The sequence below is a fragment of the Micromonospora sp. NPDC023814 genome (genome assembly GCF_040639595.1).
GTDB lineage: Bacteria > Actinomycetota > Actinomycetes > Mycobacteriales > Micromonosporaceae > Micromonospora.
In genome coordinates, this window is sequence record NZ_JBFAAF010000032.1 from 69,015 (window position 1) to 81,678 (window position 12,664).

The following is a 12,664-nucleotide window of genomic DNA, read 5'->3' on the forward strand; positions in this document are numbered from 1 at the left end:
TGCCCGGGCATCGCCCGTTCCGCACCGGCGGCGAGGTGCGATCGGCGGGGGAAACCGTCGCCGCGTGTGGCGCGTCCGACCGGTCGTGCTGTCCGCCACCCGCGCGATCGTCAGCGATCCCGGCCACCCGGCCGGGGTCGGCGGCGGAGCCGGCCGGCACCGGGGTCCTAGGCTGTCTGCCATGACCGAGCAGCGTGGCGGGCCCGTCGACGAGTCCTGCGTCCTCAGCGAGGGGCCGTGGACGCACCGGTTCGTCGGCGCGAACGGCAGCCGGTTCCACGTCGTCGAGTCGGGCACCGGCCCGATGGTGCTCTTCCTGCACGGCTTCCCCGAGCACTGGTGGGCCTGGCACGAGATGCTGCCGGCGGTCGCCGACGCCGGGTTCCGCGCCGTCGCGGTCGACCTGCGCGGCTACGGCGCCAGCGACAAGCCGCCCCGGGGGTACGACGGCTACACGCTGGCCGCCGACATCGCCGGGCTGATCCGGGCCCTCGGCGAGCGCTCCGCGACCGTGGTGGGCACCGGCATCGGCGGCATGATCGGGTGGACCGTGGCGTCGTTCCACCCGGCGCTGGTCCGCCGGCTGGTGGTGCTCGGCGCCCCGCACCCGCTCCGGCTCCGGGCGGCCATCTTCGCCGACCCGCGCGGACAGTTCGCCGCCTCCACGCCCACCCTGAAGTTCCAGCTGCCCCGCTACGAACACGTGCTCACCCGGGACGGCGCGGCGGCGGTGGAGGAGATGCTGCGCCGCTGGGGCGGGCCGCGCTGGGTCCACGGGCCGGACTTCGAGGCGTACGCCCGGCGGTGCCGGGAGGCGATGCGGATCCCGCAGGCGGCGTTCTGCGCGCTGGAGGGCTACCGCTGGGCATTCCGCTCGGTGCTCCGCCTGCACGGCTACCGCTTCGTCCGGCTGATGCAGAAGCCGCTGGTCACCCCGACGCTCCAGCTCCACGGCGCGCTCGACCAGGCGTCGCTGCCGCGCACCGCCCAGGGCTCCGGCCGGTACGTGGTGGCGCCCTACGAGTGGCGGCTCCTGGACGGCGTGGGGCACTTCCCGCACATGGAGGCCCGCGAGGTGGTGCTCGGCGAGATCCTGCGCTGGGCGAAGTCCTGACTCCGACCCGCTGCCCGCGCGCGGCTCAGACCCGCTGCCCGCGCGGGCCTCAGACTCGCTGTTCGCGCAGGTCGGCGACCTCGGCGGCGGGCGCCCAGCCCTGGTAGACGCCGAAGTCGAAGACCTCCAGCCCCATCGCCCGGGCGACGGGCCAGCGCCCGCCGGTGTACTCCACCCGCAGCCAGCCGTCGTGCTCGCCGAGGACGATGAACGGCTGCCCCTGCCAGGTGCAGGTCGTCCGCACGTACGCCAGGTCGTCGACCTCGGTGGCCGGGACCACCCGCACGTACCGGCCGGGGCGTACCTCCTCGAAGCCCTCGCCCGACTCGGGCTGGTAGAGCCGGACGTCGTCGCCGTCCGGGCTCGCCTGGTACTCCCGGCCGCGCCAGCGGGCCACGTAGCCGTCCCGGATCACTGCGCACCGACCTGTCGCCACAGCAGCGCGTCGGTGTCGAGGATGGCGACCACCCGCTCCGTGCCGTCCGCGCCGATCCGCCAGAGCTGCGCGCCGTGCGGCAGCCGGGCGCTGTCCACCTTGAACTCCGCCACCACGTCGCTGCTCTCGCCCGGGGCGAAGCCGTTACCCCGGAACGGCGGGCGCTCGATGACCCAGCCCTCCATGGCCCGCATGGCGGCCTCGCTCTGCCCGCCGTACGGGATCCGGTAGAGGCTGGGTCGGTGCGCCGGCCAGCGCAGCACGTAGATCTCCTCGGCGTCCCGCGCGAACGGCGAGTCGGGGTGACCGAGGCCGAGCGCGTCGTGCAGCTGCGCCGGGGTGTTCAGGTGGGCCAACTCGTTGGCCCGGTGCACGAAACCGGAGACCCGGTCGTAGCCCCGCTCCAGGTAGTACGCGAGCTGGCTGGGGGCGACCGCCTTCTGCATCACGATCGGCCGGGCCGGGTCGGGTGCCGCGTAGCGGGGGCGGCTGACCGGCTCCTCGACGGGGGCCGCCGCCTCGCCCTCGGTCCCGGCGTCGTCGCCGAGCCCCACCTCCGCCGCCCAGTTGGCCAGCGCGAGGATCTGCTCACCGGGCAGCTTCGCCCCGACCGGGCTGCCCGGGTTGACCGCGAACGACCAGGAGGCGTCCGGCCACCGCCGGATCAGCTGGACGAACTTGACCTCGATGGTCTCGGCCGCCGCGTCGGCGTGCTCCGCGAGCCGCTCCGGCGAGGTGTGCACCACCACGAACGTGTCGCCGTCCAGCTCCTCCGTACGCCAGACGAAGCCGGGCTCGCCGGGCCGGCTGCCCGGCGCGGAGTCGGCGGCCACCGGCAGCAGCACGCGGGCCAGCAGCAGCGTGGACAGGAACGTGTCGGTGCTGCCGCTCCCGGCGGCGTCGAGCAGGTTCTCCTCGACCTCGTTGGCCGGCTGGAAGTCGACCGGCACGGGCTCGACGCGGGCCGCCGCCGCGCCGGCGCCAGCCGGCCCGTGGTCCTCGGCACCGGCCGCCACCGATCCGCCCGCCGGGGCATCGCCCCACCGGGCCCCCGCCGGCACGGCGTCCTCCCCGACCGCCTCGCCGGGCGTCGGCGCGGCCGTGCCCCCGACACCGCCGGTCGCGGGCTGTGCGAGCCGCCGCGACGCGCCGGCCGCCGCCGGCCCGGGCGCGGTGTCGGGCGGCCCGGGCGCGGTGTCGAACAGGCCCGGCGCGGCGGCGGCCGGCCGGGACGGGGCGTCGAACAGGCCGGGCGCGGTCTCCACCGAACCGGGTGGGTCGACCGCGCCGGGCCCGGTGGCAACGGGGTCGGTGGGGCCGACCGCACCGGCTGCGGTGGCCGTCGGGCCGGCGGATGCCGTGACGGTCGGACCGGCCGGCGCCGTGACGGTCGGACCGGCCGATGCCGGGCCGGCGGGGGCGGTCGGGGAGGGCCGCCGCACCGGTTCGAACAGCGACACGGGCTCCTCAGGGGCGCCGTCGGGCGGCCCCGTGAGGTCCCGCGACTCGATGATCGTGCCCTCGATGACGATCGGCGTGAACCCGCGCCGGGGCGCGGGCGGCCCGGAGACCGGCTCCGCGGCCGAGGCCGGCTCCTGCTCCGCGCCGGGCTCCGGCGTGGGCCGGGGGCGCGGCAGGGCCTGCGTCACGTCACCGTCGGGCTCCGGCCGGCGGGCGGCGTACGCCAGTGTGGGGTCGGGGGCGGAAACGCGAAGGTCGCGGGTGACGTCCTCGGCGGACGGGTCCACCCGGCGCGGCGGCAGCACCTGGGTGCTCTCCCCGCCCGGCACCGCGAAGGCCCGGGTCGGCTCCCCGTCGGCCGGGGCGATCGGGATCGGGCGGGTCGGGCCCTCCGGCACCGGCTCGGCGAGCGGTCGACGCCGGGGGAACGGCTGGCCGCCGCGCGCGAGGCGGGACGGCGGTACGGCCCGTTCGCCGGAGCGCAGCGCCTCCTGCCGCTGGGCGGACGCGCGGCCGGACGCCGGTTCGAAGAAGGACCGGTGGTTGGGCCGCTCCGGAGTCTCCCCGGCGGGACGACCGTTCGTCGGCGAGGACGGCACGGGGGGCGGGACCGGCCGGCCCTCCGCGCGGTCGCCGAGCGGCACGAACCGGGACGGCGCCGGCCGGTCGACAGCCGCCACGGCGTCGCCGGTCGTCGGGTCACCCTGCTGCGGGCCCGGCCGGTTCGACGGGTACGCGGGCGGGACGGCGGCGCGGGGCGGCTCCGGCGGCCCGGGTCGGGCGGGCGCTGGCACCCGGCCGGCCGCCGACGCCGCCGGGGGCTCGGGCCGGGCCGCCGGGACGCCGTTGGCCGGGGCGGCACCGGCCAGGGCGGCCCGCCCCGGACTGCCGGTGGTCGGCCGGGTCTCCGGCCCGTCGGCCGTGTCGCGACCGGTGGCCTGGGCCCGCACCCGGGCGACCGTCTCCGCCCGTTCCAGGCGGGCCCGCGCACCCAGGGTGCGGCCGGGCAGCCGGACGTCGCCGCGGGAGAGCTGGGAGACGAACCAGGCCGGCAGGTAGCCCTCGACGGGCAGGCCGGGGTTCACCGCCAGCCACCACTCGTGGTTGGGCCAGCCGGCAGCCAGGTCGGCGTACGAGGTGCGGCGGCTGGAGCCGGCATTCTCCCCGAGGCAGGCCCGCATGGCCGCGGCGGAGGTGAACGCCAGCACGTGGGTGCGACCGCCGGTCGTCCAGGTGCCCCAGCCCACCGGCGCCTTCCCGGCGAGCGCCTCGGCCGAGACGGGCAGCAGCAGCTCGGTCTGGGCCAGGACACGGAAGTAGAGCTGCTGGTCGTTGGCGCGCAACGCGTCCCGCATCGCCGCTTCGGCGTCGGTGGCCGGCTCCCAGTCGGTCACGGCCACCCCTCCTCCCGCGAACAGGCCATAGGCATCGCGTACAACCTACAAGGTAGAAACAAGATCACAATGGCTGGCCGGCGGCGGTCCGCGCCGTCGCGCCGGAGGCGCTAACATCCCGTCCCGGAGTCGACACGATACGGAGGCGGTCGATGTCCCGGTCCCCCGCGCGCCCGCTCCTGGCAGCCCTGACGACGGCGCTGCTGGCCGCCGTCCCGGCCGCCCCGGCGGCCGCCGCCCAGCCGGCCCGGGCCGCCACGGAACCGGTCACCGTCGGCCGTTCCGGGCCCGCCGCGCTCACCGCGCGGGCGACCCCCGGATGCCCGTTCCCGCTCGCCCCGGTCCGGCCGGTGTCCGCGCCGCCCTGGCCCCACCAGCGGTACGCCCCGGAGCGGCTCGCGCCGTTGGCCACCGGGGCCGGGGTGACGGTGGCGGTCGTCGACTCCGGGGTGGACCGCCGCCACCCGCAGCTGGCCGGGCGGGTCCTCGACGGCACCGACCTGCTCGACCCGGCCGGCGACGGCGGCCGGGACTGCGCCGGTCACGGCACCGGCGTGGCGAGCATCATCGCCGCCGGCCTCCGCGACGGGGTGGCGTTCCACGGGCTCGCCCCGGGCGCCCGGATCCTGCCGGTACGGGTCAGCGAGCAGCAGGTCGTCGAGGGGCGGGAGTCGGGGCGCACGGTCAGCGCCGAGGACTTCGCCCGGGCCATCCGCTGGGCGGTCGACCACGACGCCGACGTGCTCAACCTCTCCGTCGTGCTGTACGCGGACAACCCGGCGGTGCGGGCCGCGGTCGGCTACGCGGTCGAGCGGGACGTGGTCGTGGTGGCCGCCGCCGGGAACCTGCACGACAGCGGCGACCCCCGGCCCTACCCGGCCGCGTACGACGGGGTGCTCGGGGTGGGCGCGATCGGGGCGGACGGGGCCCGCTCCCCGTTCTCCCAGACCGGCGCGTACGTCGACCTGGTCGCCCCGGGCAGCGACGTGCTGATGGCCGCCCCCGGCCAGGGGCACCACCGGGCCGAGGGGACCAGCTACGCGGCGCCCTTCGTGGCGGCCACGGCCGCGTTGCTGCGGGAGTACCGGCCGGAGCTGAGCGCGGCGCAGGTGGCGCAGCGGATCGTGTCGAGCGCCGATCCGGCGCCGGGTGGCGGCGAGGGCGGCGGGTATGGCGCGGGCGTGCTGAATCCGTACCGGGCGGTCACCGAGACCGGCGGCGGGGCGCCCGAGCGGCCGCGCCCGCCCACCGCGCTCGCCGACAACCGCGACGATCCGGCGCTGGTGGCGCAGCAGGCCCGCCGGGCCACGGCCCGGGACCGGGCGCTGCTGGTGGCCGGGGTCAGCGGAGCGGCGGTCGCGGTGGCGGCGCTACTGGCGCTGATCGTGCCGCGCGGCGCCCGCCGCCGCTGGCAGCCCGCCGGTCCGGCCTGACGGCGTGCTGCCGCGGGGCCTGGCTCTCCGCCAGTCGCCCAGCCACGAGCTGGAACGACGGTGGTGGCGCCGACCGGGTCAGGGTCGGCGCCACCACCGGGCGTGGCTCACTGGAACAGGCCGACGTTCTTCTTCTCCGTGTCGAGATAGTCGGCCGCGGAATCGTCGACCGCGAGCTTGATGTCGCGCAGCATGGCCTGCAGGTCCTGCGAGGCGGAGCGCCAACGGCCCTGCCGCTGCTCGTACGCCTGCTGGGCCTCGCCGGACCAGCTCGCCACGAGCGGGGCGGCGTCGCGTTCGAGCTGCCCGAGCTGCGAGTCGAGCGTGTTCAGGGCCCGCTGGATGTCCGCGCTGGCCTGCTGCAACGCGGCGAAGTTGACGACCAGCACACCATGGTCCATCGGATGTCTCCTCCCCCGAAGACCGGGTCAGAGCGGCAGCTGGATGCCGCCGCGGTTGGTGGTGGACACGCGGCTGGCGGCCTCGCTGTCCGAGACGTCGTACTGCTGACCGGCCGTGCGGATGGCGCCGGAGGTCTCCCGCAGCGCCCGCTGCAGCGTCGCCTGGTCCTGCGCCCACTGCTGCTTGACCTGCTCGAACGAGCGCCCGCCGGCGCCGCGCCAGGCCTGCTGCAACACCTCCAGCTGGGCCATCAGGCTGCTCAGCATGGACTGCAGGGACTGGTCAACCTGCTCGAACTTCGCGGCAGTCTGCTGCATCACCGCTGCTTCTGCCTGGGTCTGGGACACCCCGGACGTCACCTCGTCTCATCGGTCGTGGCTGGCCGTCGGCGCGCCCGCTCACTCGGGCGCCCCGCTCGCGCCGCCCGGGCATCGAGCGGGGCGGGCGCGGGGTCAGCGGAACTCGTCGCTGACGGTAGCCGCCCCGTCGCGGTTCTGCTACCCCGTGGCCATCCCCTGTGGACAGCCGCGCTCCCCCGCTCCCCCCGGCCGGCCCTTACGATGGGCGGCGTCGATGTCGCGGCGGGTGACCGGTCGAGGAGGCACGGTGACGGTGACCACCAACACGGGCCCGGCCCGGCCGGCCGCGCAGCCGGCCGCCGCCGACCCCGCGCCGGTCCCACCCACGCCGGCCGGTCCCGCGCCGGACGCGTCGGGGCCCCGCGCCGTCCTGCCGCCACAGTGGATTCCGGCCGCCCGGCGGCGGGCCATCGGCGTCCGGGCTGGTCAGGTCGTCGCCGCGCAGGTCGCGGTGGCCGCCCTGGTCGCGGCCGCCGGCCGGGGCGTGCTCGCGGCGCTGGCCGCCGTGGCGCTGGCCGCGGCGCTGCTGCCCCTGGCGTGGGTGCGGCTGCGGGGGCGCTGGCTCTTCGAGTGGCTCGCCACCGGCCTGGGCTATGCGACCCGCCGCCGCGCCCTGCCGCCGGCCGCGGGCCCGACGGCCCTGCTGGACCTGGTCGACCCGGGTGCGGTGGTCCGTCCCGCCGAGCTGGCCGGCACGCCGGCCGCCGTGCTCGACGACGCCGCCGGCATGGTGGCCCTGGTGGAGATCGGCGACCCGGCCGACCTGCTCGGCGACGGTCCCCGCGCGCTGCCGCTCCCGGCGTCCCTGCTGTCGGCGGCCGCGCCCGACGGGCCGCCGGTCCGGCTCCAGCTCCTGCTGACGGGCGCGCCGGCGCCGACGGTCGGGGCGGGCGGCGGCGCGGTCGCCACGTCCTACCGGCAGCTCACCGACGGGCGGCTCGCCGGCCTGGAACAGGCCGTCCTCGCCGTGCGGGTGCTTCGCGCCGAGGGCTGGACCGGCGAGCAGCTGCGGCGGGCGCTCTCCGGCACCGTACGCCGGATCGTGCGCCGGCTCGGGGCGGTCACCGCCCGCCCGCTGGGCGAGCACGCGACGCTGCGCGTGCTGACGGAGTCGGCCCACCACGACGACCATCCGGCGCGGGAGTCCTGGCAGGCGGTGCGGGCGGGCGACCTGCTCCAGACCACGTTCCGGCTGCGCCGCTGGCCCGACGCGCGCACCGATGCCGGCCGGCGGCTGGTGCCCCGGCTGCTCGCGCTGCCCGCGACGGCGACCACGGTGTCGCTCTGCGCCGGGCCGTGGGCCGGCGCCGACCCCGCGTCGGCTCCGACCGAGGTGGCCGTACGGCTGGCCGCCGCCACCCCGGCGGAGCTCTCGGCCGCGGCCCAGGCGCTGCGCCGGCTGGTGACCGAGGCGGGCGGCGAGGTGCACCGGCTCGACGGCGCGCAGCTCGACGGGCTGGCGGCCACGCTGCCGCTCGCGGCGGCGGGGGCGCCGGGGCCGGGGCCGGCGCCCGACGCGTTGGAGCTGACCGTCGGCGAGGCGGGGCTGATGGTCGGCACGAACCGGCACGGCGGCGCGGTGACCGTCCGGCTGTTCCGGCCGGAGAGCACCCGGGTGATGCTCGTCGGCGGGGTACGCGCGGCGCAGCTCGTCGCGCTGCGGGCCATGGCGCTCGGCGCCCGGGTGGTGGTGCAGACGGCGCGCCCCCGCAGCTGGGAGCCGTTCGTGCGGGGCGTCGGCACGCCGGGCGCGATGATCCCGCTGGTTCCGCCGGGCCGGCCGGTGGGCGGCGGACCGGGCTCGCCGCTGTGCCCGCTGCTGGTGGTCGTCGACGCCGGCCCGACGCCGGCCGACCCGGAACCGGGCCCCGCGTGGCGGGCCACGCTACTGGTCCGCGACGAGCTGACCCCGGCCGACGCCGACGCGCTGGGCCGGGCCGACCTGGCCGTGCTGCAACCCCTCGGCCCGGCCGAGGCAGCCCTGGCCGGCGCCGCGTTGGGCCTCGGCGGGTCGGCGGAGTGGCTGACCCGGATCCGGGACGACATGGTCGCGGTGGTCAACCGGCGCGCGCTGCGCTGGGCGCTGCTCTCGCCCACCCCGATCGAGTCACAGCTCATCGGCCGCCCCTCCCGCCGTTGACCGGCGCACCGCTCGCCACTGACCGGCATCCCTTCCGCCACGGACCGGCGCACCGCCCGTCTGGCGGCCGGCCGCGGATCCGGCTTCCCGAGGCGGTCCGGCGATCTCGCGGGTTCCGCGTGTGGCGCGTCCGTGGCACGATCCCCGCCATGGGATTCCTCAAGGGGCTGCTGATCCGGCTGGCCAGCACGGCACTGGCCTTCTGGCTGGCCACGCTGCTCATCCCGGGCATCACGCTGGACTCGGAGTCCGCCACCGACGCGGTCACCACGCTCGTCCTCGTCGCGGCGATCTTCGGCGTGGTCAACGCGGTGCTCCAGCCGGTCATCAAGACCGTCGGCTGCGGCTTCTACCTGTTGACCCTCGGGCTGATCGCGCTGGTGGTCAACGGGCTGCTGTTCCTGCTCACGAGCTGGATCGCCGACCAGGCCGGGTTGCCCTTCCACGTCGACAGCTTCTGGCCGGAGGCCGTGCTCGGCGCGCTCTTCGTCGGGTTCGTCACCTGGATCCTCGGCGCCGTCCTCGATCGGGACTGAGCCGCCACCGCCGTGGGGCGGCCCGACCAGATGCCGGGAACTGGCTGCTCAGCGGCCCGAGTCGCCGGGCTAGTGTCACCAGGGTGACCACCCTGACCCGCCACGACGGCTACCTGCTCAGCACCGACCCGGACCGGATCGACCTGGACCGCGTGCACCACTGGCTCTCCACCGACGCGTACTAGGCGATCGGGCGGGACCGGGAGACCGTGGCGCGCGCGTTCGCCGGGTCGGTGGCGTTCGGCGTCTACCGCCCCGGCGACGGGCGGCAGGTCGCGGTGGCCCGGGCGGTCACCGACGGGGCCACCTTCGCCTGGCTCTGCGACGTCTACGTCGACCCGGGCGAGCGCGGCCGGGGGTTGGGCACCTGGCTGGCCGGCGCGGTCCGCGACCACCTCGCCGGCCTGGGCGTACGCCGGATCCTGCTGGCCACCTTCGACGCCCACGAGGTGTACGCGAAGGTGGGCTTCGCTCCGGTGACCGATCCGCACCGCTGGATGCAACTCGACCAGCGGGACCAGCCGGTGAGCCCCGTCACCGGCAAGGAACCGGGCGGCCAGTCGCCCCTTACGGTGGAGGCGTGACGCCACTCCGCCTCGGTTACCTCTACGGCTTCGGCGCGTACCTGCTCTGGGGTTTCTTCCCGCTCTACCTGAAGCTGCTGCGCCCGGCCGGCCCGATGGAGGTCCTGGCCCACCGGATCGTCTGGTCGGTGGCGTTCGTCGCCCTCCTGCTGGCCGCGATGCGCAACATCGGCTTCCTGCGGGCGCTGCTGCGCCGGCCTCGCGCGCTGGCCGGCATCGGCGTGGCCGCCGCGCTGATCGCCGTCAACTGGGCCACCTTCATCTACGGCGTCAACTCCGACCGCGTGGTGGAGACCGCCCTCGGCTACTTCATCAACCCGCTGGTGGTGGTGCTGCTGGGCGTCACCGTGCTGCGCGAGCGGCTGCGCCCCGCGCAGTGGGTGGCGCTCGGCATCGGCGGGCTGGCCGTGGCGGTGCTGACTGTCGACTACGGCCGGCTGCCCTACCTGGCGCTGGTCCTGGCGCTCACCTTCGCCGGCTACGGCCTGGTCAAGAAGCGGCTCGGGCTGCCCGCCGCGGAGGGGCTCTTCGTCGAGTCGGCGGTGCTGGCGCTGCCCGCGCTGGCGTACCTGGGCTGGCTCACCGTCGGCGGCGACGCCACCTTCGGGCACGTCTCGGTCGGGCACACCGCGCTGCTGGTCTCGGCCGGGGCGGCGACCGCGATCCCGCTGCTGCTCTTCGCCGGGGCGGCTAACCGGCTCCCGCTCACCGGTCTCGGCATGCTCCAGTACCTCGCCCCGATCCTCCAGCTCGGCTGCGGCGTGCTGATCTTCCACGAGCCGATGCCGCCGGCCCGGCTGGCCGGCTTCGCCCTGGTCTGGGCCGCGCTGATCGTCTTCACCATCGACGCCCTCCACCACTCCCGCCGCACCCACGCCGCCACCGTCGCCGCCCGCCACGCCACCCCCACCCCGGCCCCGACCACAACCCGCTAACCCGGCCCGCGCTCACCCCCGCCCCGCCCCCCGGCCGCCTCACTCCCCACCCCTCGCCTCTCGCGATCTTGCACTTTCCGCCCGGACAAACGGGGTATGTCTCGCATTTGAAGGGCACAAAGTGCAAGATCGACGGCGCGGGGGCGGAAGAACGACGGCGTGGGGGCGGGGCGAGGGCGAGGGCGAGGGGGCGGGTCAGCGGACGTTGTAGGCGAGGACGGGGGTGCCGTCGGCGCGGAGCAGCTCCAGACGGACCAGCTCGGCGTCGGTGAAGCGGGTTGCGCCGGTGATCCGCAGGTCGTCGCCGGGGGCGGCGAGCCAGGATCCGACCTGCTCCGTCGCGCCGTCCGGGCCGTGCGCCACCAGCCGGAAGGTGTACGCCTTGGCGTAGCCCGGCCTGGCGACGTACCCGCAGCGCATCCGCACCTCGGTGCCCCAGCCGGTGCTGGTCAGGGCGATCTCGGCGTACACCGGCACGGTGCCGGCCACCGGCTGCATGGTGACCATCCGCACGTCGTCGGGCGGCGGGGTGGCCGCCTCGCGGGGCAGCACCACGGCGGTGCCGACGCCGACGACCAGGGCCAGCGCGGCGGCGGCGAGGGCGGTGAGGGCGTACCGGCGGCGGGTGGCCGACCGCTCGCGGCGCCGGCGGTCGCCCGCGGCGGTGAGCAGCTCGGACACCCGGGGGTTCTCCGGCGACGGCGGAAACTGCTCCAGCCCGGCCGGATCGAGCCGGCCCAGCAGGCCGGGCAGGACGGCGATCTCGGCGACCGCCTGGCGGCACGCGGCACAGCCGGCGAGGTGCCGCTCGTAGGCCGCCCGTTCGGCGGGGGCCAGCGCACCCAGCACGTACGCGCCGTCGTCGTGCGCGAAGTCGCACCGGGTCATGCGGTCACCCCCATCTCGGCCAGGACCAACCGTAGTGAGCGCAGGGCGTAGTGCGTCCGGGACTTCACGGTGCCCGGCGGCACGCCCAACCGGGAGGCCGCCTCGGCCACCGACCGCCCCTGGTAGAAGCACTCCACCAGCACCTCCCGGTGGGTGGGGCTGAGCCGGTTCAGCGCCTCGGCGACGGTCCACGCCTCCACCGCGCGTTCCGCCTCGTCCACCGTTTCCGGGGGCTCGGGCAGCTCGTCGGTGAAGACCTCGCCGATCCGGGTGGAGCGGCGCCGCCAGGCGTCGATGGCCAGGTTGCGGGCGGTGGTGAAGAGCCAGGCCCGGACCGAGCCGCGCTGCGGGTCGAGGGACTCCGGGTGCCGCCAGGCCCGCAGCAGCGTCTCCTGCACCAGGTCCTCGGCCCGCTGCCGGTCGCCGTTGACGAGGCGCAGGGCGTGCGCGTAGAGCGCCTCCGCGTGCTCGTCGTGCAGCGCGCGGAGCAGTTGGGCGTCGTGGTCGCTGATGGCGGTCTCCTCGCTCTCGGCGCGAGTCCGACGGTGGCGTTCGCCCGGGAATACGCGCCGTCACCCGGATCGGTTCAGCCGCAGGTCATCGTGGCAGTCCCGGCGGAGGTGTTCACGCCCGGTTCACGCCGCCGCCGACGCCCGCTCACCGGGTCCTCCTACCGTCCGGCGGGTACGCACGCCAGCGGCTGTCCGGCGTGCACCGACCCCCCTCCAGGAGGCTCCTTCCATGAGCGACCGTCCCCGGCTGCTCCCGTTGCTGGGCGCCACCCGCCACGGCAGCCGCGACGCCATGACCTGTCTGTACCGGTGCGGCAACGCCTGCGACCACCCGGTGCCGAACACCTCCGACAACGCGTACTTCGGGGACGTGGTGGGCGCGGAGGTCTCCCGGCGCGGCGTGGTCCGGGCCGGCGCGGTCGGCGCGCTGGTCCTCGGCTTCGGCGGCGCGGCGGCCGGCGCGCTGGCCG

Annotated in this window: 11 protein-coding genes and 2 pseudogenes; 7 read left to right on the forward strand and 6 right to left on the reverse strand. The window is 76.8% G+C overall.

Going from position 1 to position 12,664, the window contains the following annotated elements; all coding sequences use genetic code 11:
* Positions 1-181 precede the first annotated feature (181 nt).
* Positions 182-1,114 (forward strand): alpha/beta hydrolase, encoded by a 933-nt coding sequence (locus AB0G14_RS19040; protein ID WP_357699030.1) that lies wholly within the window; start codon positions 182-184, stop codon positions 1,112-1,114.
* A gap of 49 nt (positions 1,115-1,163) precedes the next feature.
* Here AB0G14_RS19040 and AB0G14_RS19045 read toward each other — a convergent pair whose 3' ends face one another.
* Together AB0G14_RS19045 and AB0G14_RS19050 are read right to left on the reverse strand one after the other, a co-directional pair.
* Positions 1,164-1,529, reverse strand: coding sequence for a hypothetical protein (locus tag AB0G14_RS19045; protein ID WP_357452485.1), 366 nt, complete (start codon positions 1,527-1,529; stop codon positions 1,164-1,166).
* Positions 1,526-4,405, reverse strand: coding sequence for an SseB family protein (locus AB0G14_RS19050; protein ID WP_357699033.1), 2,880 nt, complete (start codon positions 4,403-4,405; stop codon positions 1,526-1,528). The genes AB0G14_RS19045 and AB0G14_RS19050 overlap by 4 nt, the downstream gene beginning before the upstream one ends.
* 152 nt (positions 4,406-4,557) lie before the next feature.
* Here AB0G14_RS19050 and mycP point away from each other — a divergent pair, with 152 nt between their 5' ends.
* Positions 4,558-5,838 (forward strand): type VII secretion-associated serine protease mycosin, encoded by a 1,281-nt coding sequence (gene mycP, locus AB0G14_RS19055; protein ID WP_357699035.1) that lies wholly within the window; start codon positions 4,558-4,560, stop codon positions 5,836-5,838.
* A 107-nt stretch (positions 5,839-5,945) separates the two neighbouring features.
* On the opposite strand, the gene AB0G14_RS19060 is transcribed toward mycP, so the two are convergent.
* Together AB0G14_RS19060 and AB0G14_RS19065 are read right to left on the reverse strand one after the other, a co-directional pair.
* Entirely contained in the window at positions 5,946-6,239 is a 294-nt protein-coding gene (locus tag AB0G14_RS19060; protein ID WP_357699037.1) for a WXG100 family type VII secretion target, read from the reverse strand.
* A 27-nt stretch (positions 6,240-6,266) separates the two neighbouring features.
* Positions 6,267-6,587, reverse strand: coding sequence for a WXG100 family type VII secretion target (locus AB0G14_RS19065; protein WP_350683828.1), 321 nt, complete (start codon positions 6,585-6,587; stop codon positions 6,267-6,269).
* 259 nt (positions 6,588-6,846) lie between these two features.
* Between AB0G14_RS19065 and eccE the strand changes: the two genes are divergently transcribed.
* The 4 genes and pseudogenes from eccE (at position 6,847) to rarD (ending at position 10,794) form a co-directional block, all read left to right on the forward strand.
* Positions 6,847-8,739 carry a type VII secretion protein EccE gene (gene eccE, locus AB0G14_RS19070; RefSeq protein ID WP_357699039.1) on the forward strand — a complete coding sequence of 631 codons (1,893 nt, stop codon included), beginning with the start codon at positions 6,847-6,849 and terminating at the stop codon, positions 8,737-8,739.
* 149 nt (positions 8,740-8,888) lie between these two features.
* On the forward strand, positions 8,889-9,275 hold the full coding sequence (locus AB0G14_RS19075; protein ID WP_357699041.1) for a phage holin family protein: 387 nt from the start codon (positions 8,889-8,891) through the stop codon (positions 9,273-9,275).
* A gap of 83 nt (positions 9,276-9,358) precedes the next feature.
* Positions 9,359-9,859 (forward strand): annotated as a pseudogene (locus AB0G14_RS19080) (GNAT family N-acetyltransferase).
* Complete coding sequence (gene rarD / locus AB0G14_RS19085) at positions 9,856-10,794, forward strand: EamA family transporter RarD (protein WP_357699043.1); 939 nt, start codon at positions 9,856-9,858, stop codon at positions 10,792-10,794. The pseudogene AB0G14_RS19080 and the gene rarD overlap by 4 nt, the downstream one beginning before the upstream one ends.
* Before the next feature lie 195 nt (positions 10,795-10,989).
* On the opposite strand, the gene AB0G14_RS19090 is transcribed toward rarD, so the two are convergent.
* Positions 10,990-11,682 (reverse strand): zf-HC2 domain-containing protein, encoded by a 693-nt coding sequence (locus AB0G14_RS19090; RefSeq protein ID WP_357699045.1) that lies wholly within the window; start codon positions 11,680-11,682, stop codon positions 10,990-10,992.
* Positions 11,679-12,173 carry a sigma-70 family RNA polymerase sigma factor gene (locus AB0G14_RS19095; protein ID WP_357699065.1) on the reverse strand — a complete coding sequence of 165 codons (495 nt, stop codon included), beginning with the start codon at positions 12,171-12,173 and terminating at the stop codon, positions 11,679-11,681. Before AB0G14_RS19095 ends, AB0G14_RS19090 begins: the two co-directional genes overlap by 4 nt.
* A 250-nt stretch (positions 12,174-12,423) precedes the next feature.
* Between AB0G14_RS19095 and AB0G14_RS19100 the strand changes: the two are divergent.
* A pseudogene (locus AB0G14_RS19100) lies at positions 12,424-12,664 on the forward strand (phosphatase); the annotation flags it as partial.